We start from the raw sequence: 20,401 nt of genomic DNA on the forward strand, positions 1-20,401 counted from the left end.
AGGCGTCCCTTGCGTGCCGTGCAGTCCCTGGCAGTCGCCGCGTCCGTCACCTCCGGGCCACAGGAGCGTCGCTGTCGCCCGCGCAGGAAGGCACATCTCCTCATGATTGGTCCCAGAACACGCAGAATGGCCGGGGCCGGCATAGCCGGCGCGCTGGTGCTCGGCCTCGCCGCCTGCGGCGGCGACTCCTCCCCCGAGGCGGAGGACGGGGTCGTCACGATCACGGTCAACGGGCTGCCGCCAGAGACCCAGACGATCGACCGGCAGAACTTCGAGGACGACATCGCGGCGTTCGAGGACGCGCACCCGGACATCCGCATCGACGCCCGTGAGGGCCTGATGGACCCGGAGACCTTCTCCGCCAAGCTGGCCGGCGGGCAGCTCGAAGACGTCTTCTACGTCTACTTCACCGACCCGGCCGGGCTGATCCAGCGCGGGCAGGCGGCGGACATCACCGACTACCTCGACGACGTGCCGTGGGTGGCGGACGTCCGTCCCGAGCTGCGGGAGGTGTTCGAGGACGGCGAGGGCCGCGTCTACGGGCTGCCGACGGGCAACTACTCCATGGGGCTGCTCTACAACCGGGAGCTGTTCCGGCAGGCCGGCCTGGACCCGGACGCGCCGCCGGCCACCTGGGAGGAGGTCCGCGAGGCGGCCGACGCGATCGCCGGGCTCGGCGACGACACCGTCGGCTTCGCGGACTACAGCAAGAACAACCAGGGCGGCTGGCACCTGACCGCCTGGATCTACTCGATGGGCGGGCTGGTCGCCGAGGAGACCGACGACGGCTGGCGGGCCGCGTTCAACGACGAGGCGGGCAGGTCGGCCCTCCAGACGCTGCACGACATGCGGTGGACCGACGACAGCATGGGGACCCGCCAGCTCCTGGAGATCGCCGACGTCCAGCGGATGATGGGCAGCGGCCAGCTCGGCATGTACCTGGCCGGCCCCGACAACATCCCCACCATCGTCAAGCAGTTCGAGCAGAAGTACGACGACTACGGCCTGACGGCGATGCCGGGGTCCGCCACGCTCGGCGGCGGCGACGGGTTCATGTTCAACCCGGACGCGTCCCCTGCGGAGATCGAGGCCGGCCTGGCCTGGATCCAGTGGAAGTACCTCAACCCCGACCGGGAAGAGGAGAAGACCATCGCCTCGGTGGAGGCGGACATCCCGATCGGCCTGCCGCAGCCCGACCTGTGGTCCGGCGAGGCGCAGGAGGTAGTCGACGCCGTCCACCAGGAATACGCCAACGTCCCGGTGGAGAACTACGAGCCGTTCGTCACGCGCAGCCCCGAGGTCGAGACCCTGGTCGAGCCGCCGAACGCCCAGCAGATCTACACGGTGCTCGACGGCGTCATGCAGGCCGTGCTGACCGAGGAGGACGCCGACTTCGACCAGTTGCTGTCCGAGGCCGAGGACAGGGTCAACGGCATCCTCGCCACCGTCGAGTGAGTGCGGCGGAGGTGGTCCTGCCCCGGCCCTCCCCCGGGCCAGGAAGGTCAGGACCACCTCCGCGACCGAGCGCCGGCCGGGTCACCGGCCCGCCCTTCCCGTCCCGCCGCCGGGCCGGACACGTGGTGAATCGAGATGGACCGAGATGGACCGAGACGGACAATGACGGCTGAGCACCTGACAGCAGCACCGGACACCGGCCCGGCCGGCGAGGCCGGCCACCCTTCAGCGAGCGGGTACCCGCAGGAGCCACGCCCCCGGGCCACGGGCCGCTCCCCACGCCACCGGCCCCGGGTCCGGGCCCGGGTCCGCCAGAACCTCGTCGCCTACCTGTTCCTGGCGGCCGGTCTCCTGTGCTTCGCGCTGTTCTCCTGGTACCCGATCGTGCGCGGTGTCCTGCTCAGCTTCCAGCAGGTCACGTTCACCGGCGCGGACAAGTGGGTCGGCCTGGACAACTTCCAACGGCTCTTCGACGACCCCCTGTTCGCGACGGCCTGGCGCAACACCGCCTACTTCACCGTGCTGGCGCTGATCTTCGGCTTCGCCGCGCCGTTCCTCACGGCCGTGGTGCTCAACGAACTCCGGCACGGCCGCGCGTACCTGCGCATGGCCGTCTACCTCCCGGTCATGCTGCCGCCGATCGTGACCATGCTGCTGTGGCGCTGGATCTACGACCCCGGCCCCGGCCTGCTGAACAACGCGCTGGAGATCGTCCGCATCCCGCCGCAGCAGTGGCTGGAGTCGGAGAACATGGCGATGGTCTCCCTGGTCCTCGTCTCCACCTGGGCCAACATGGGCACCACCACGCTGATCTACCTGGCGGCGCTCAGCAACATCCCCGGCGAACTGTACGAGGCGGCCCAGCTGGACGGCGCCTCGATCCGCCGGCGGCTGTGGCACGTGACCATCCCGCAGATGCGGTTCATCCTGATGATCACGCTGCTGCTCCAGGTGCTCGGCACCATGCAGGTGTTCATCGAGCCGTACATCCTCACCGGCGGCGGACCCGACGACGCCACGGTCACCGTCCTGCTCCTGCTGTACCGGTACGCCTTCATCTACAACGACTTCGGCATGGCCAGCGCCATGAGCACGATCCTCTTCCTCGTCCTGGGCGTCTTCGCCGCCCTCTACCTGCGCCTGACCCGGACCCGAGGCTGAAGGAGGATCCGCCATGGCCGACGAAACCCCTGTCCGCACCCTGATCGCCCCCAGCGAGATGACCCACCGCACCGGTCGGTGGATCTACCGCTTCGTCCTGGGCATGACCCTGATCGGGTTCACCCTCGCGTTCCTGTTCCCCTTGTACTGGATGGCGTCCGGCGCGCTGAAGTCCGCCACCGAGCTGGCCCGTTCGAGTCCCACGTTCATCCCCGAGTCCTGGCAGCCGGAGAACTACTCGGAAGCCTGGTCCAACATGGGCCTGAGCCGCTACTTCTGGAACACGGTCGTCCTCGCGCTCGGCGCCTGGTTCATCCAGCTCAGCATCGCGGTCGCCGCCGCGTACGCGCTGTCCAAGCTACGGCCGATCCTGGGGAACGTGGTGCTCGGCGCGATGCTGGCGACCCTCATGCTGCCGGTGTCCGCCCTGCTGGTCCCCACGTATCTGACGGTCGTGGACGTGCCGTTGATCCACACGAACCTGATCAACACACCGTGGGCGATCTGGCTGCCCGCCTCCGCCAACGCGTTCAACATCTTCATCCTGAAGCGGTTCTTCGACCAGATCCCCACCGATCTCCTCGACTCGGCCCGCATCGACGGCGCCGGGAGCCTGCGCGTCCTGGTCTCCGTGGTCCTGCCGCTGTCCCGCCCCGTCCTGGCGGTGGTGTCGATCTTCGCGGTCGTGGGGGTCTGGAAGGACTTCCTGTGGCCGATGCTCGTCCTGCCCGACCCGGCCGAGCAGCCCATCACCGTCGCGCTCAACAACCTGTCGGCCGACATGCCGGTCAACCAGCTGCTGGCCGGCATGGTGATGGCCTCCGTGCCGCTGCTGATCCTGTTCCTGATCTTCCAGCGGCACATCATCGCCGGCCTCACCGCCGGCAGCCTCAAAGGCTGACACCACGCCTCCACGCTCTCGCCGGCCGCCCGTTCGGGCCGGCGACAGGGCGGGCATGCCCGCGTGCCCCCGGGCCGCCGGGACTTTTCCCGCCGTACCACCGCCGCGACCGACGATCGCGGCGCACCCCCCAAGGCGCTCGGTCCCGCGAGGACCTGGCACCCGTCGAAAGGCTGGTACTCGACGATGAGCACCTCGTTCCGGCACTCCCCACCCCGAAGAACACGCATCAGCGCCCGCCTGTGCGCCATCGCCCTGACATCCGTCCTGGCAGGCGCGGCCCTGTCGGTACCCGGCACCATGGGCACCGCCGCAGCCGCCGGCATCCTGCTGGAGGCGGAGTCCGCCGCCCGTTCCGGCGGGACGACGGTGGCGAACGACCACTCCGGCTACACCGGCACCGGCTTCGTCGGCGGCTACACCGACGGCAACCGAGGCACCGCCTCCACCACCTTCACCCTCACCTCCCCCACCACGGGCAACGGCAACGCCCGCATCCGCTACGCCAACGGCACCGGCTCCCCCAAAACCCTGAGCCTGTACGTCAACGGCACCTACACACGGCACATCACCTTCGCCCCCACCGCCAACTGGGACACCTGGACCACCACCGACCAGACCATCCCCCTCCGCACCGGCACCAACACCCTCGCCCTCACCTTCACCACCAACGACACCGGCAACATCAACCTCGACAACCTCGTCCCCACCCTGCCCACCGGTCCAGGGCCCGACCCGGACCCGCCCGGCACCCCGGCGTTCCAGGCCGAGGACGCCTTCTTCTCCGGCGGCCCGTCCACCGCGACCAGCGGCACGACCACCTACCTCGACGGGTTCACCGCCACCGGCAGCCGCGCCGTGTTCGCCGTCGGCAGCGCGACAGCCGCCTCCCGCGACGTGACCACGCGGTACCGCACCACCGGCGCCACGGCCGCGACCGTCACCCTCACCGTCAACGGCACCAGGACGGGACAGGTCTCCCTGCCCGGCACCTCGGGCGCCTGGGCCACCCGCACCGTCGCCGCCCCGCTGCGCACGGGCCTGAACACCGTGACCCTGCGGACCGAGCAGGGTGACAACGGCGCCTTCCAGCTCGACGGGATCACGGTCGCCGACGCGCAGGCCGCCCCGGACCGCGGCGCGATCCTGCCGTACACCTCCTACGAGGCCGAGGCCGGCACCCTCTCCGCCGGTGCCGCACGCCTCGGCGTCAGCCGCGAGTACCTGCGGCCCGCCGCAGAAGCCTCGGGACGTGACGCCGTCGTCCTCGACCGGACCGGCGAGTACGTCGAGGTGCGGCTGACCCAGGCGGCGAACGCGCTGACCCTGCGCCACTCCCTCCCCGACAACGCCTCGGGCACCGGCACCGACGCCACCCTCAGCCTGTACGCGGGCGGCACGCAGATCAGGGACCTGAACCTGACGTCAAGGCACGCATGGGTCTACGGCGCCTACCCCTACACCAACAACCCGGGCGAGGGCAGCGCGCACCGGTTCTTCGACGAGTCCCGCGTGCTGCTGGGCACCACCTACCCGGCCGGGACCGTGCTGCGGTTCCAGAAGGACAGCGGCGACCAGGCGTCCTCGTACACCCTCGACCTCGTCGAGGCCGAGAACGCCCCCGGCGCCTACGCCATGCCGGCCTCGGGGTTCGTCTCCGCCGTGGACCTCGGTGTGACCCCCGGTGACGGCGGCGACGACACGGCGACCCTCAACTCCGCGCTCGAACAGGCACGTTCGTCCGGCCGGGGCCTGTGGCTGCCCGCCGGCACCTACCGCGTCTCCGGTGAGATCATCCTGAACGGCGTCACCCTGCGCGGCGCCGGGCCCTGGCACACGCTGCTCCAGGGCAGCGACGGACACGGCACCTTCACCGGACGCGGCGGCACCAGCACCGTGCAGGACCTCGCGGTCGACGGCGGCAGCACCGTACGCGACGACAGCGGCCAACGGGCCATGTTCGAGGGCGACTTCGGCAGCGGGTCCACATTCCAGAACGTGTGGGTCGAGCACAGCAAGGTCGGCATCTGGACCAACGCGGGCACGCAGGGCCTGCTCGCCACGGGTCTGCGCATCCGCGACACGTACGCCGACGGTGTCAACCTCTACTCCGGCACCCGTGGCACCGAGATCTCCCACAGCAGCGTCCGTAACACCGGTGACGACGCGCTGGCCATGTGGTCCGGCGGACAGGCCACCCGGGACAGCTCCTTCCGCCACAACACCGTGCAACTCCCCATGCTGGCCAACGGCGCCGCCGTCTACGGCGGACACGCCAACAGGGTGGAGCACAACCTGATCGCCGACACGGTCACCGCCGCGGCCGGCATCGCGATCAGCAGCCGCTTCGACCCGGTGGCCTTCAGCGGCACCACCTCCGTGCAGCACAACACGCTGCTGCGCGCCGGGGGTTACGAGCCCAACTGGAACAGCGAGTTCGGCGCCCTGTGGATCTACGCCGACCCGGGCAACACCGTCGGCACCGGTGACATCACCGCTCCCGTCGTCGTCCGCGACATCGACATCGTCGACGCCACCTACAGCGGAATCCTCGTCACCTGGGAACGGACCGTCGGCAACCTCACCGTCGACGACGTCACCGTCACCCGTCCCGGCACCCACGGCATCGAGATCCACGCCCGGGGCGCCGGCACGTTCTCCGGGGTCCGCGTCAGCGCCGCCCCGGCCGGGGGCCTCAGCCTGACCGGCGGCTTCACCCTCACCCGCGGCACCGGCAACAGCGGCTGGTGACGCCCCACGCCTGACCGGGCCCACACCGAAGCGGACCCGGGACAGGACACCCGAGCCGGGTCCGGCCCCGCCCCAGCGACGCGGCGGGGCCGGACCCGGCCGGTCCCGTACGAGACTCCGAAGGAGCCCCGCATGACCACCCAGACCGTCACGACCGGCGCGGAACGCGCCACCGCGACACCCTGGTGGCGCACCGCCGCGATCTACCAGATCTACCTGCGCAGTTTCGCGGACGCCAACGGGGACGGCATCGGAGACATCGCCGGCATCCGCAGCCGCCTTCCGTACCTGCGTGACCTCGGCGTGGACGCCCTGTGGCTGAACCCCTGGTTCGTCTCCCCCATGGCCGACGCGGGCTACGACATCGCCGACTACCGCGACATCGACCCGCTGTTCGGGACGCTCGCCGAGGCGGAGGAACTGATCACCGAGGCGCATGCCCACGGCCTGCGGGTCATCGTGGACCTCGTGCCCAACCACTGCTCCGACCGGCACCCCTGGTTCCAGCAGGCGCTGGCGGCCGGTCCCGGCTCGCCCGAACGCGACCGGTTCTGGTTCCTGCCCGGACGCGGCGAGCACGGGCAGCTGCCGCCCAACGACTGGCAGTCCTACTTCGGCGGCCCCGCCTGGACCCGCGTCACCGAGGCGGACGGCACACCCGGCCCCTGGTACCTGCACATGTTCGCCCCCGAGCAGCCCGACCTCCACTGGGAACACCCGAAGGTGCGCGCCGAGTTCGAGGACATCCTGCACTTCTGGCTCAAGCGCGGCGCCGACGGCTTCCGTATCGACGTGGCCCACGGTCTGGTCAAGAAGCCGGGCCTGCCGGACGTCGGCCCCGCCCCCGACATCACCGACCTGCCCTACCAGGACTGCGACGGCGTCCACGACATCTACCGCGACTGGCGCAAGATCGTCGACAGCTACCCCGGCGACAGAATTCTGGTCGGCGAGGTCTGGCTGCCGAGCCCCGAGCAGTACGCGCGCTACCTGCGCCCCGACGAACTGCACTCCGCCTTCAACTTCGACTTCCTCTGCTCCCCCTGGGACGCGCGGGTCCTGCGGCGCGTCATCGACGCCACCTTCGCCGCCCACACCCCCGTCGGCGCGCCCCCCACCTGGGTGCTGTCCAACCACGACACCATCCGTCACGTCACCCGCTACGGCCGCGAGGACACCTCGTTCGACATGGCCGACAAACGCCTGGGCGACCTCAGCGACACGGATCTCGGCCGCCGCCGCGCCCGCGCCGCCGCCCTCCTGTCCCTCGCCCTGCCCGGCGGCGTCTACGTCTACCAGGGCGACGAACTCGGCCTTCCCGAGGTCCAGGACCTCCCCGACCACCTCCGCCAGGACCCCACCTTCGTCCGCTCGGGCGGCGCCGACCCCGGCCGCGACGGCTGCCGCATCCCGCTGCCCTGGTCACCCGGGTCGCCCTCCCTCCGCTTCTCCCCCGACGACTCCGCCACCGGGCCGTGGCTGCCCCAGCCCGCCGACTGGGCCGGTCTGACCGTGGAGACGCAGCTCGCCGACGTCTCCTCGGTGCTCTCCCTCTACCGAGCCGCACTCGCCCTGCGCCGCGCGCACCTGACCCGCCTGCCGGAAACGCTCCGGTGGCTCACGCCGGCCGACGACGGGGCGGGTGTCCTGGACTTCGGGCGCGGCGAGACGTTCCGCTGCGTGGCCAACCTCGGCCAGGAGCCCGTTGCCCTGCCGGATCACGCCGGGGTGCTGCTCGCCAGCGGACCGCTGACGCCGGACATGGCGGGCGGCACGCTGCTGCCGGCCGACACCTGCGTCTGGCTCACCGCCACCTGACGTGCCCGTCGTGGCGTGATTGCCCCGGCGGCGCGGTGCGCGGAGCATGGTGCCCATGCTGTTCGAGGTATGGGCACCCCACGCGCACCGCGTCACGCTTGACCTGTCAGGACGGTCCGCCCCCATGGACCCCGACCCCTCCCGCGCCGGCTGGTGGACGGCGCGGGAGGAGGCCGCGCCGGGCGACCGGTACGGCTTCGCGCTCGACGACGGGCAGGTTCTGCCCGACCCACGCGCCCGCCGCCTGCCGGACGGGCCGGAACGCCCCGGGGCGGTGGTGGACCTGACCGCCTTCCCCTGGCGGCACCCCTGGTCGGGGCGCGGCCTGCCGGGCGCGGTGCTGTACGAGACGCACATCGGCACGTTCACCCCCGAGGGCACCTTCGACGCGGCGGCCGGGCGGCTCGGGCACCTGGCGCAGCTCGGCGTGACGCACGTCGAGCTGATGCCGGTCTGCCCGTTCCCCGGCCGCCACGGCTGGGGGTACGACGGGGTGGCGCCGTGGGCGGTGCACGAGCCGTACGGCGGGCCGGAGGGGCTGCAACGGTTCGTGGACGCGGCGCACGGGCACGGCCTCGGCGTGGTCCTGGACGTGGTGCACAACCACCTCGGCCCGTCGGGCAACCGGCTGCCCGACTTCGGCCCGTACTTCACCGACCGCCACCACACGCCGTGGGGCTCGGCGGTGAACCTGGACGCACCCGGCTCGGACGAGGTCCGCGCGTACTTCGTCGGCAGCGCCCTCGCGTTCCTGCGGGACTTCCGGCTCGACGGGCTGCGGCTCGACGCCGTGCACGAGCTGGCCGACGACCGCGCCGAGCACGTGCTCGCGCAGCTGTCGGCGGGCGTGGACGCGCTGGCCGCCGAGGTGGGCAGGCCGCTGTTCCTGATCGCCGAGTCCGACCGGAACGACCCGCGCACCACCGCGCCGCGCGACCGCAACGGCCTCGGCCTCCACGGGCAGTGGAACGACGACTTCCACCACGCCCTGCACGCGGCGCTGACCGGCGAGTCCCAGGGCTACTACGCCGACTTCGCCCGCGCCCCGCTCGACGCGCTCGCGGCCACCCTGACGCGCGGCTTCTTCCACGACGGCGGCTGGTCGGCGTTCCGCGGCAGGTCGCACGGCCGCAGGCTCGACCCGTCGACGCCCGCGTACCGGCTGGTGGGGTACGACCAGACGCACGACCAGATCGGCAACCGCGCGCTGGGCGACCGGCTGGCGGCCCTGACCGGTCCGCGGCGGCAGGCGGTGGGGGCGGCGCTGGTGCTGTGCGGGCCGTTCACGCCGATGCTGTTCATGGGCGAGGAGTGGGGCGCGACGACGCCGTGGCAGTACTTCACCGACCACCAGGACCCCGACCTCGCGGAGGCGGTACGCACGGGGCGGCGGCGGGAGTTCGGGGCGCACGGGTGGGCGGAGGGCGACATCCCCGACCCGCAGGACCCGGCGACGCGTGACCGTTCCTGCCTGGAGTGGCCCGAGGGCGACGACGAGCCGTGGCTGCTCGGCTGGCACCGGCGGCTGATCGCGCTGCGCGAACGCTACCTCCCGGCGGACCTGACGCTGGCCGACATGTCGGTGGCGCACGACCAGGAGGCGGGCTGGCTGGTGGTGCACGCCGGGCCGCTGACGGTCGCGGCGAACCTTTCGGCGGACGCGCGCGCCCGGGTGCCTCTGGGCGAGGGACTGTGGACGCCGCTGGCCGCGTCGGACGAGAAGGCGGCGCGGGAGGCGGACGGCCGCCTGGGCCTGCCGCCGGAGTCGGTGGTCGTGCTGCTGCGCGAGGACTGACGCCGCGAAACCGGGTGGCCGCCGCGGGGAGCGGCGGCATAGCCTGTGCCCTTCCCTACGTGAGGACTCCGCGCGCATGACGCCGCCCGCTCTCTGAACCTGACATCTCCCAGCGCATCGGTCGCCGGCGTGACCGCCGGCTCTCTTTCCCATGCCCTCGTCAGGTCTTCAGAGAGATCATGTCCTCACACCTTCATACCGTGCTGCCCCCTGCCGTCTTGTCCTGGGCCGTGCGGCGCACCCGCCTGCCCCTGCTCGCCCTGCGCTGCGTGGCCTGCTCCCACGGCCACGCCACCGTCGGCGACGGCAAGTTCCGCGTCAACGCCAACGGCAAGCGTCTCGACGTCTGGCTCCTGGTCAACTGCCTCGCATGCGACCGGACCGGCAAGCTCACCGTCCACGACCGCGTCCCGGTCCGCGCCCTGCCGCCCGTTCTCCTGGCCGGGTACGCGGCCGACTCGCCGTCCCTGGTCGCCGACACCCTCCTCGACCCGCAGCTCGCCCGGCGCAACCGGTTCGCGCTCGCCTGGGACGGGTGCTGGGAACTCGACGCGCCCCCCGTGCCCGCCGACAGTCCGTGGCCCCTGCGGATCACGGTCGCCTTCGCCGATTCCGTGCCGGTCCGTCCGGAACGGCTGCTCGCCCAGGGCCTGGGCATCGGCCGCAAGGAGATCGCCGCCAGGGTCAAGACCGACATCCCGCTGAACCGCAGGACAAGACGGGACTTCTCGTTCGTCCTCATGGGATCGGCCGGATAGGGGTCGGGGACACCGGGGCGGGACGCGGGCGGTCCGTGTCCCGCCCCGGTCACGTCTCCAGCGCGAGCCGTATCCCGAGGGCGATCATCACACCGCCGGATATCTGCTCCAGCCTGCGCCGTACACCGGGCCGGGACAGCGTGACGGACAGGCGGCTGACGCCCCACACGTAGCAGGCGTAGAAGCCGACCTCGAAGACCGCCCAGATGGCCGCCAGCGCCACCATCGCCGCGAAGTGCGGCGCCCCCTCCGGCACGAATTGCGGCAGGAACGCCAGCGCGAAGACGCCCGCCTTCGGGTTGGCCAGATTCAGCAGCAGCCCCGACCGGTAGTCGCGCCAGTCGGTGGCCCCCTCGGCGGGCGCGGCCGGGGCGAGCCCGGCGAGGTCGCCCCGCCGCGCGGCGCGTAGCGCCTGGACGCCGAAGCCGAGCAGTACGACCGCGCCGACCATGTGGATCACGTCGTAAGCGACCCGCGACGCCTCCAGCACCGCCGTCAGGCCGAGGGCGGCGCACAGGCCCCAGACGAAGACGCCGCTCTCGTTCCCCAGCACCGTCCACATCCCGGCCCGGCGGCTGCGCAGGGACTGGCGGACGATCAGCACGGTGCTCGGCCCCGGTGAGAGGGCGATCAGCATGCAGGCGCCGATGAAGGCGGCGAATTGGCCCCCCATGTTCCCCATGTTTCCCGGTCCCCTCGGTCCTCTCGGTCCTCTCGGTCCTCTCGGTCCTCTCGGTCCTCTCGGTCCTCTCGGTCAACTCAAGGCCATTCTGTCCGCGCCCGCCACGGCTTTCCACCGGGCTGTCCACAGGCGGGCGCCGAAGTACGATCCACCGATGATCGACACGACTCAGCAGCCCTACGACGTGCTCGTGGTGGGGGGCTCCGGGGTGGACACCATCGTCCGCGTGGACGAACTGGTGATCCCCGGCGGGGACTCGGTCGGCGTCCCGCCCGTCCGGGACTACGTGGCCCACACCGGCACGGGCGCGGCGCTCGGCTTCCACGCGCTCGGCCGCAGGACCCAGTTCATCGACTATCTCGGCGACGACCTCCAGGGCGCGCAGGTCCGCGAGCGCTTCGCCGCCGCCGGGGTGGACCTCGACACGCTGCCCGCGCCCAACGGCACGCCCCGCAGCGTCAACCTGGTGGACGCCCGGGGGCGGCGCTTCTCCTTCTACGACGGCCGCCATCCCGACGACCTGCTGATGCCGCTGGACTTCGCACTCGCCCACGCGACACGGGCGCGCCACGTCCACCTCTCCCGCAGCGGCTTCACCCGCGAGCTGGTCGGCGAACTGGCCGAAAGGGACATCCCCACGTCCACCGACCTGCACGCCTGGGACGGCATCGCCCCCGACGCGCTGCCATGGGCCCTCGGCTGCGACACCGTCTTCCTCAGCGCCGCCTCCGCCGGCGAGCGGACCGGCGACGTGATGCGGATGATCCTGGACGAGGGACGGGCGCGCCTGGTCGTCGCCACCGACGGCGAGCGGGGCGCGTACGTGCTGGACGCTGCGGCAGGCGGGACGGTCACGCACCACCCGGCCGTCGTCCCGCCGCTGCCCGTGGTGGACAGCAACGGGGCGGGCGACGCGTTCGTGACGGCGTTCCTGCACAGCAGGCTGGACGGCGCGCCCCCGGAGGGCTGCGTGCTGGCCGGGCTGGTGTCCGGCGCGTTCGCCTGCACGCAGTACGGGACGCACGAACGGCAGATCACCGCCGCGGAACTGGCCGCGGCGGTGAGCGAGCTGAACGGGCTCAGCCCTGCGGCTCCAGCCGGATGGCGATGGAGTTGATGCAGTACCGCAGGTCGGTGGGCGTGTCGTAGCCCTCGCCCTCGAAGACGTGCCCGAGGTGCGAGCCGCAGGTGGCGCACAGCACCTCGGTGCGGGGCCTGCCGGGCAGGGACGTGTCGGTCCGCGTCTCGACGGCGTCGCTCTGCGCCGGGTCGTAGAACGACGGCCAGCCGCAGTGCGACTCGAACTTCTCGCCCGACCTGAACAGCTCCGTGCCGCAGGCACGGCAGTTGTAGACGCCGACGGTCGTGGTGTCGGTGTACTCGCCGGTGAAGGCGCGCTCCGTGCCCGCCTCGCGCAGCACGTGGTACTCCTCGCCGGACAGCTCCCGGCGCCACTCCTCGTCGGACTTCTCGACCTTGTATGCCACGGGGCTCTCTCCTTGCTCCTGCTTCCCTGGGCGCGTCACGCGCCGAGCCGGGCGAGGATGACGGGACCGAGGTCCGTCACGTCGCCCGCGCCCATGGTGACAACGAGATCGCCCGGTTTCGCCATTCCCGCGACGGTGTCGGCCACCGCGTCGCGGTCGGGGGCCGGGCGGACGTCCGCGCCCGCCGTACGGGCGGCGTCGGTGATCAGCGCGCTCGTGACGCCCGGCAGCGGGTCCTCGCGCGCCGGGTAGATCTCCAGGACGAGCGACGCGTCGGCCAGGGCGAGCGCCTGCCCCATCTCGGCGCCCAGCTCGCGCGTACGGCTGAACAGGTGGGGCTGGAAGACGACGAGGACCCGGCCGCCCGCCTGGTCCGCGGCGCCGCGCAGGGCCTCGATGTCGGCGGCCATCTCGGTCGGGTGGTGGGCGTACGAGTCGATGACCTGGACGCCGCCCGCCTCGCCCTTGACCTGGAGGCGGCGGCGGACGCCGGTGTACGTGCCGAGCGCGGCGGCGAGCCCGGCCGCGGGCACCCCTGCGGCGACACCGGCGGCGAGGGCGGCGACGGCGTTGTGCGCGTAGTGGCGGCCGGGCACGGAGACGCGGAACGTCAGCTCCTCCCGGCCGGTCCCGCCCTCGCCCGCCGGGAGTTCCACGGTGACGTCGCTGGTCAGCCCGGCGGACACGACGCGCGTGACCCGCACGTCGGCCTCCGGCGCCTCCCCGTACGTGACGATCCGCGGCCCCCCGCGCCCGGCGAGGCGCGCCGTCAGCTCGCGCGCGCCGGCCTGGTCGGCGTTCACGACCAGCGTGCCGCCGGGCACGACGCGGTCGGCGAACAGCGCGAAGGACTCGTGGATCTCCTCGATCGAGGCGTAGTTCGCGTGGTGGTCGAGCTCGACGTTGAGGACGACGGCGACCTCGGGCGCGTAGCGGTGGAAGCTGCGGTCGCTCTCGTCCGCCTCGGCGACGAAGAGGTCGCCGTCGCCGTGCTCCGCGTTCGACCCGGGCGCGTCGAGGTCGCCGCCGATGGCGTACGACGGGGCGAGGCCCAGCGCGGTGAGGGCGACGGCGAGCATCGAGGTCGTCGTCGTCTTGCCGTGCGTCCCGGCCACGGCGATCGCCCGGTGGTCCGCCATCAGGGCGGCGAGGGCGTCCGAACGGTGTACGACGGGCAGCCCGCGGCGCGCGGCCTCGGCCAGCTCCGGGTTGTCGGGCCTGATGGCGCTGGAGACGACGACCGCGGTCGCGTCCGGCGCCAGCTGCTCGGCGGCGTGCCCGACGTGGACGCGGGCGCCGGCCGACCGCAGCGCGGTGGCGGTCGCCGAGTCACGGCTGTCGCTGCCGGACACGGCGGCGCCGCGCCGCGCGAGGATCTTGGCGATGCCCGACATCCCGGCGCCGCCGATGCCGACGAAGTGGGGCCGTTCCAGCGCGGGCGGGATGGCCGGTGTCATGCGCGTCGCTCCAGACAACGGGGGGGCTCCTGACGGCGAGGGGGCTTCCTGACAGCGGAGCTGTCCCGGCCGGGTCTCCCGGTCCGGTGCGGCGATTCTCGCACCAGGCCGCGCGCGGAACGGCCCCGGCTCATTCGGCGTGGGCGAAGAGTCGCAGCACGGGGACGCCGACCTTGTGCCGGGCGCGGGACGCCCAGTCGCGGTGGAACAGCTCCTCGACGTAGTGCGGCGCCGTCAGGACGACCACCTCGTCCGCGCCCGTCTCGCGGACCACCGCCGCCAGCACGTCGAGCGGATGCTCGCCGATCAGCCGCCCGTCGGCCTCGGCGCCCGCCGCGCGCAGCGCGTCCAGCGAGCGGCGCAGGGCGACGGAGGCGGGCGAGTCGGGCTGCTCCTCGGGCGCGGTGGCGCCCTCGGGGACGTCCGCCTCGCGCACGGCGGTGCCGAACTCGCCGAGCGCCACGTCGTCCAGGGCCCGCAGCAGCTGGTCCCGGTCGCCGCGCGGCTGCATCAGGACCACGACGGACTGCGGCGCGTCGTCGTGCAGGGTGGTGACGAGTTCCACGTCGGTGGGCGCGATAGCTTTCTCGATCATCAGAATTGTTGTGACCATATGAGCGCCCTTCGTCGAAACCGGACCCCGCGCGCGCCGGCAGAAACCATCCTTCCCCCGGGACGCATGGGGTGTCGCGTTGTTCAGTCTGCCCGGGACGCGAGAAGCGGAACGTCGGCTTCCGGGACCGCCGTCACGGTCACGGACCCGGCGCGCGCCGCCGCGGCGCCCTGAGCACCCGGGCGTGTACCCCGGACACGCGCCGACGAGTCAACGGCCGCGCGGGACAATTCGCTCTCCCGGGTGGCGGGCGCGCGCCGTTCAGCCCCTGCGGTAGCGCGCGAAGAGGAACCCGCCGTCCTCCAGCAGGTCCGTGAGCAGCATCTCCCGCGGGTCCGCGATCTCGGGACCGCTCATCAGCCGGGGCGCCGTGCCGACCGTGTAGCGCGGCGACGTGGCCAGGCACAGCTCGTCCACCACCCCGGCGGCGGCCAGCTGCCCCAGCAGCCGGGGCCCGCCCTCGGTCAGCAGCCGCGTGTGCCCGCGCGTGACCAGCTCGCGCTTCAGCCGCACGGGGTCCACGCCCGCCTCGTCACCGGCCGTCACGACCTCGACGCCCGCCGTGCGCGCGGCGGCGAGCCCCGCGTGCGGCGCCCGCGCGCCCGTGACGACGAGCGTCGGCACCTCCGGCTCGGTGAACAGCGGCAGCGAGAAGTCCAGGTGCAGGCTCGCGCTGACCACGGCGATCGCGGGCACCGACGTCTGACCGGCCGCCCTGCGGCGCTCGGCGAACTCCGCCCGCCGCCGCGCCGGGCGGTACTGCTCCTCCCGCACCGTCTCGGCGCCGACCACCACGACGTCGGCCAGCGCCCGCAGCACCCCGAAGATCCGCATGTCGGCCGGGCTGGACAGCGGCTTGGACCTGCCCCCGTGGTGCGCGGCGCCGTCGAGCGAGGACACCATGTCGGCCCGCAGCCAGCCGTCCCCGGCACGGTGCTCGTCCGGGTACGCGTAGGCGTCGGCGATCTCGGTCGCCTCCCACTCCCGGTCGGTGGTCGCGTCGGGGTCCTGGGTGGCGGGGAACAGGCGTCGCATGCGCCGCAGTGTGGCACAGGGCGGCGGACGTCCCACGGGGAAGGGGCAGGCCGCGGCGCCTAGACTGGGAGATTGTGTCCGCACCCAGCACGTCCGCGTCCCCAGCGTCCCCAGGACCGGTGTCACTCACCGGCAGGGAGCCCCAGGTACCGCCCGAGCGGCTGGTGGCCGAACTGGTCCCGCCGCCCCGCTTCGACGCGGCGCGCTTCGACACGTACATCCCCGACCCCGCGCAGCCCAGCCAGTCCGAGGCCGTCAAGGCGCTGGGCGCGTTCGCCGGCGGGCTCGGCGACGCGGGGCCCGCCGGCACCGCCCGCCGGGGCCTGTGGCCGCTCCGCTCGCGCCGCCCCGCGCCGCGGCGGCGGGACGGCCCCAGCGGCGTCTACCTCGACGGGGGCTACGGCGTCGGCAAGACGCATCTGCTCGCGTCCCTGTGGCACGCGGTGGCGGCCCCGCCGGAGCGGAAGGCGTTCGGCACCTTTGTGGAGCTGACGAACCTGGTCGGCGCCCTCGGCTTCCAGCAGACGGTCGCGACCCTCTCCGGCCACCGGCTGCTGTGCATCGACGAGTTCGAGCTGGACGACCCGGGCGACACCGTGCTCGTCTCCTCCCTGCTGTCCCGGCTGGTCGGGGAGGGCGTGGCCCTGGCCGCCACCTCGAACACCCTGCCGGGCAAGCTGGGCGAGGGCCGGTTCGCCGCCGCCGACTTCCTGCGCGAGATCCAGGGCCTGTCCGCCCACTTCCGCGCCCTGCGGATCGACGGCGAGGACTACCGGCACCGCGGCCTGCCGCAGGCGCCGCCGCCGCGCCCCGACGCGGAGGTCACCGCCGCCGCCCACGCCGTCCCGGGCGCGTCGCTCGACGACTTCGGCGCGCTCCTCGGCCACCTCGCGCGCGTCCACCCCAGCAGGTACGGGGCGCTGTGCGACGGCGTGGCCGCCGTCTGCCTCACCGGCGTCCGCCCGGTCCCCGACCAGAGCACGGCGCTGCGCCTCGTGGTGCTCGCCGACCGGCTCTACGACCGCGAGGTGCCGGTCCTCGCGTCCGGCGTCCCGTTCGACCGGCTGTTCTCGCCCGAGATGCTGAACGGCGGCTACCGCAAGAAGTACCTGCGCGCCGTCTCCCGGCTGACCGCGCTGGCCCGCGAGGCGGACGGACTTCCCTCCGCCGTCTGAGTGGCGGACGCCGCGGGCGGGGTACACGATCTCCCCATGGGGACAGACATACGCGGCCTGCTCCGCGTCACGCCCGGTTCGCCGGTGGACCTCGCGGCGCACCCGGCCGGGGCGACGCCGGGCTTCGACGGCGGCAAGAAGCGGGCGAAGGAAGAGCTGGCGGACATGGCCGACGACCTGGCCGCGCTCCAGGAACGGCTCTACGCCGCCGCCACGGCGGGCGACCGGCGGCGCCTGGTGCTCGTCCTCCAGGGCATGGACACCTCGGGCAAGGGCGGCACGGTGAAGCACGTCGTCAGCCACTTCAACCCGGCCGGCTGCCGCATCAGGGCGTTCAAGGCGCCCACCGAGGAGGAGCGGCACCAGCACTTCCTGTGGCGGATCGGCAAGGCGCTGCCCGCGACCGGCGAGATCGGCATCTTCGACCGCTCGCACTACGAGGACGTGCTGGTCGTGCGTGTGCACGGCATGGTTCCGCAGCCGGTGTGGGAGCGGCGGTTCGACGAGATCGACGCGTGGGAGCGCGCGCTCGCCGACGACGGCGTGACGTGGGTGAAGGTCTTCCTGCACATCAGCCCCGAGGAGCAGCGCGAGCGCCTGCTGCGGCGCCTGGACCGCGCGGACAAGCACTGGAAGCTGAGTCCGAACGACATCTCGGAGCGCGCCCTGTGGCCCGACTACCGGCGCGCGTACACCGCGGTGCTCGAACGGTGCTCGACCGACGCGGCGCCCTGGTACGTCGTCCCGGCGGACCGCAAGTGGTACCGCAACTGGGCCGTCAGCCGCCTCCTGCTGGCGCACCTCCGGGAGATGGACCCCCGCTACCCGGCGGCGGGGTACGACGCGTCGGACCTGCGCGCGAAGCTGCACGACGAGCGCCTCGCCGCCCCCGCCCGCGACTGAGCCACCAGAAAGCTCAGATAATCCTCTGAACATGACACTCCGTCGTTTGGCGGCACCCCCGTGCGATGAAGACTGACCCCGGAAGGGGACGGGACCATCGCACGGGGGGAGCGGGACATGCGGTCACGTTTCGGCACACTCGGCACCGGCATCGGCTGGCGCCCCGAGATCGCCGACGGCATCGAGGCACTGCCGGGTGTCGACTGGGTGGAGGTCGTGGCGGAGAACGTCTGCCCCGACCACCTCCCCGACGCACTCGAACGCCTCCGGGCACGCGGCACCACCGTCGTACCCCACGGCGTGTCCCTGGGCCTGGGCGACGCCGGACGCCCCTCCCCCGCCCGGCTGGCGCGGCTGGCCAGGGTGGCGGAGTCGCTGGGCGCGCCCGTCGTCACGGAGCACATCGCGTTCGTCCGCGCGGGCGGCCTGGAGGCGGGGCACCTGCTGCCCGTGCCGAGGACCAGGGACGCGCTCGACGTGCTGTGCGAGAACGTGCGGATCGCCCAGGACGCGCTGCCCGTGCCGCTCGCGGTCGAGAACATCGCGGCCGTCCTGAACTGGCCGGGCGAGGAGCTGACGGAGGGCCAGTTCCTCACCGAGCTGGTCGAGCGCACCGGCGTCGGCCTGCTCATCGACGTCGCCAACCTGCACACCAATCACGTCAACCGCGGCGAGGACCCGGCCACCGCCCTCGACACCCTGCCGCTCGACGCCCTCGCCTACGTCCACGTCGCGGGCGGCGTGGAACGCGACGGCGTGTGGCACGACAGCCACGCGCACCCCGTCCCGCCGCAGGTCCTCGGCGTCCTGGAGATGCTGCGCGACCGCACCGAGCCGCCCGGGGTGCTGCTGGAGCGCGACGAGGCCTTCCCGCCCACCGCCGAGCTGGCGGCCGAGCTGGACGACATCCGCGCCGTGCTCACGGGGGCACGCCGTGGCTGAGCCCACCGCGCCCGGTGCCCAGGACGGCACGGAAGCGGCACGCGCCCGGCTCGGCGCCGCCCAGTACGCCCTGCTCGCCGCCCTCACCGCGGGCGCGCCCGACCCGGACGGTTTCGACCCGGCCAGGCTCCGCGTCCAGCGCGACGTGCTCGCCGCCAAACGCGCGGACGTCATCGCGAAGATCGCCCCGCAACTGCCCGAGATCCTCGGCGACTCCTACCGCCGCCTCGCGCTGGCGCACACCCGGTCCCGGCCGCTGACCGGCGGCTACCGGCAGGACGCCGCCGCGTTCGTCCGCGCCCTGCTCACGGACGGCGGCCCCGGCGCGGGCGACCCCGTCCGCAACGATCCCGTCCTCCTCGATCCCGCCGTACGCGATCGCCTGGTCCGGTGGCTGGGCGAGGACCCCGGCACCACCCCCACCCCGCCCGGCCGGTTCGCCCGGCTGCGGCGCGGCACACGAAGCCAGCGGAAAGCCCGGTGACCAGCATGATCCTCTTCACAGCCGCCGCGACGGCCGTCCTCGCGGCCGGCCTCCTGAACCTCCTGCTCGCCCGCGCGCGGGCCCACCGCGCCCTCCCGTCGCTGGCGGCCACGACGACGGGCTCCGTGTACGAGACGGCGTTCCTCACCGGCGGCCCGCGCCGCGTCGTGGAGACCGTGCTGTGCGCCATGATCGGCAAGGGCAGGCTCACGATCGAGGACGGCGCGATCCACGTGACACGCCCGGTCGCCGACGACGACCTCGAACGCGGACTCCTCACCCTGGTCGGCGACTCGTGGCGCCCCCCGGCGGACCAGGTCGTCCTGGCGTTCGCCGCCTCGCGCCCGGTCCAGGCGATCGGCGACGCGCTGCTCTCGCGGGGCCTGCTGTGGGAGCCGAGGACGCACCGGACCTGGCGCCGCGCCGGGTGGGTCGCCCTGCTGGCCGCCGGTCTGGTCTCGGCCTCGACGCTCGTCGCGACGGTCGTCACGGGCGAGGTGGCGCTCCTCGTCCTGATCGCCGCCTCGACGCTGGTGCAGATCACCGCGTTCACGCTGCGCCCGCGCCGCGGGCGCCTGACCGACGCGGGCCGCGCCGCCCTGGCCGGCCTGCGCCACCGGTCGCCGTACAGGCTGGCCAAGGCCCCGGTGACGCAGGTGGCGCTCGACGGCCCGTACGGGGTGACCGACTCGAAGGTGCGCCGCCAGCTGACCACGGTCGTCCTGACCTCAGCGGCCGTCTCCACCTTCACGGCGGCTCCCGCGGTGGCGGACGGCGGCGCCTCGTGGGGGGCGGCGTGCGGCTCGTCGGGCGACTGGACCGGCGGCGGTGACGGCGGCGGCCACAGCGGGGGCGGCGGCGACAGCGGAGGCGGCGGGTCGAGCTGCGGGGGCGGCTCCAGCTGCGGCGGCGGGTCGAGCTGCGGTGGTGGCTGTGGGGGCGGTGGCTGCGGGGGCGGCGGCTGACCCCGGCGCCGACCCCGCC

The 20,401-nt window shown here is 73.2% G+C and carries 16 protein-coding genes and 1 pseudogene; 12 read left to right on the plus strand and 5 right to left on the minus strand.

The genetic code is table 11. From position 1 onward, the window contains the following. Nucleotides 1-126 precede the first annotated feature (126 nt). From ACL02R_RS02065 to ACL02R_RS02095, 7 genes are all read left to right on the plus strand, one after another. On the plus strand, nt 127-1,455 hold the full coding sequence (locus ACL02R_RS02065; protein WP_412795056.1) for an ABC transporter substrate-binding protein: 1,329 nt from the start codon (nt 127-129) through the stop codon (nt 1,453-1,455). Nucleotides 1,456-1,617: 162 nt separating this feature from the next. After that, entirely contained in the window at nt 1,618-2,616 is a 999-nt protein-coding gene (locus ACL02R_RS02070; RefSeq protein WP_412795057.1) for a carbohydrate ABC transporter permease, read from the plus strand. Nucleotides 2,617-2,629: 13 nt separating this feature from the next. Next, complete coding sequence (locus ACL02R_RS02075) at nt 2,630-3,517, plus strand: carbohydrate ABC transporter permease (RefSeq protein ID WP_412795058.1); 888 nt, start codon at nt 2,630-2,632, stop codon at nt 3,515-3,517. A 186-nt stretch (nt 3,518-3,703) separates the two neighbouring features. Beyond that, nucleotides 3,704-6,268, plus strand: a complete 2,565-nt coding sequence (locus ACL02R_RS02080; protein WP_412795059.1) for a carbohydrate-binding protein — start codon at nt 3,704-3,706, stop codon at nt 6,266-6,268. A gap of 132 nt (nt 6,269-6,400) precedes the next feature. Further along, nucleotides 6,401-8,086 (plus strand): glycoside hydrolase family 13 protein, encoded by a 1,686-nt coding sequence (locus ACL02R_RS02085; RefSeq protein WP_412795060.1) that lies wholly within the window; start codon nt 6,401-6,403, stop codon nt 8,084-8,086. A gap of 55 nt (nt 8,087-8,141) precedes the next feature. After that, a complete protein-coding gene (treZ, locus tag ACL02R_RS02090) occupies nt 8,142-9,881 on the plus strand; it encodes a malto-oligosyltrehalose trehalohydrolase (RefSeq protein ID WP_412795061.1) in 1,740 nt (579 codons plus the stop codon). A 200-nt stretch (nt 9,882-10,081) separates the two neighbouring features. After that, nucleotides 10,082-10,639 (plus strand): DUF1062 domain-containing protein, encoded by a 558-nt coding sequence (locus ACL02R_RS02095; RefSeq protein WP_412795062.1) that lies wholly within the window; start codon nt 10,082-10,084, stop codon nt 10,637-10,639. A 49-nt stretch (nt 10,640-10,688) separates the two neighbouring features. Here the strand turns inward: ACL02R_RS02095 and ACL02R_RS02100 are convergent, their stop codons facing one another. Further along, the gene (locus ACL02R_RS02100) at nt 10,689-11,312 is read right to left on the minus strand and encodes a LysE family translocator (protein WP_412795063.1); all 624 of its coding nucleotides are present in this window, start codon (nt 11,310-11,312) and stop codon (nt 10,689-10,691) included. Between the two features lie 163 nt (nt 11,313-11,475). On the opposite strand from ACL02R_RS02100, the gene ACL02R_RS02105 reads away from it, so the two are divergent. Next, nucleotides 11,476-12,438 (plus strand): carbohydrate kinase family protein, encoded by a 963-nt coding sequence (locus ACL02R_RS02105; RefSeq protein ID WP_412795064.1) that lies wholly within the window; start codon nt 11,476-11,478, stop codon nt 12,436-12,438. Here the strand turns inward: ACL02R_RS02105 and msrB are convergent. The 4 genes from msrB to ACL02R_RS02125 all read right to left on the minus strand — a co-directional run bounded on the left by msrB (nt 12,401) and on the right by ACL02R_RS02125 (nt 15,913). Beyond that, nucleotides 12,401-12,808 carry a peptide-methionine (R)-S-oxide reductase MsrB gene (msrB, locus tag ACL02R_RS02110; RefSeq protein WP_362965865.1) on the minus strand — a complete coding sequence of 136 codons (408 nt, stop codon included), beginning with the start codon at nt 12,806-12,808 and terminating at the stop codon, nt 12,401-12,403. The genes ACL02R_RS02105 and msrB overlap by 38 nt on opposite strands. A gap of 35 nt (nt 12,809-12,843) precedes the next feature. After that, nucleotides 12,844-14,265 carry a UDP-N-acetylmuramate--L-alanine ligase gene (murC, locus tag ACL02R_RS02115; RefSeq protein ID WP_412795065.1) on the minus strand — a complete coding sequence of 474 codons (1,422 nt, stop codon included), beginning with the start codon at nt 14,263-14,265 and terminating at the stop codon, nt 12,844-12,846. 130 nt (nt 14,266-14,395) lie between these two features. Beyond that, nucleotides 14,396-14,860 carry an indole-3-glycerol phosphate synthase gene (locus tag ACL02R_RS02120; RefSeq protein ID WP_412795066.1) on the minus strand — a complete coding sequence of 155 codons (465 nt, stop codon included), beginning with the start codon at nt 14,858-14,860 and terminating at the stop codon, nt 14,396-14,398. Between the two features lie 279 nt (nt 14,861-15,139). Next, nucleotides 15,140-15,913, minus strand: a complete 774-nt coding sequence (locus ACL02R_RS02125; protein WP_412795067.1) for a pyrimidine reductase family protein — start codon at nt 15,911-15,913, stop codon at nt 15,140-15,142. 119 nt (nt 15,914-16,032) lie between these two features. Between ACL02R_RS02125 and zapE the strand changes: the two genes are divergently transcribed. From zapE to ACL02R_RS02145, 4 genes and pseudogenes are all read left to right on the plus strand, one after another. After that, nucleotides 16,033-17,088, plus strand: a complete 1,056-nt coding sequence (gene zapE, locus ACL02R_RS02130; RefSeq protein WP_412795068.1) for a cell division protein ZapE — start codon at nt 16,033-16,035, stop codon at nt 17,086-17,088. A 36-nt stretch (nt 17,089-17,124) separates the two neighbouring features. Further along, nucleotides 17,125-17,991, plus strand: a complete 867-nt coding sequence (locus tag ACL02R_RS02135) for a PPK2 family polyphosphate kinase (RefSeq protein ID WP_412795069.1) — start codon at nt 17,125-17,127, stop codon at nt 17,989-17,991. A 117-nt stretch (nt 17,992-18,108) separates the two neighbouring features. Continuing rightward, nucleotides 18,109-19,417: pseudogene (locus ACL02R_RS02140) on the plus strand (DUF692 domain-containing protein). A gap of 5 nt (nt 19,418-19,422) precedes the next feature. Next, entirely contained in the window at nt 19,423-20,382 is a 960-nt protein-coding gene (locus ACL02R_RS02145) for a TIGR04222 domain-containing membrane protein (protein WP_412795166.1), read from the plus strand. Nucleotides 20,383-20,401 lie beyond the last annotated feature (19 nt).

The sequence above is a fragment of the Streptomyces sp. MS19 genome, assembly GCF_047200595.1.
Classification (GTDB): Bacteria; Actinomycetota; Actinomycetes; order Streptomycetales; family Streptomycetaceae; genus Streptomyces.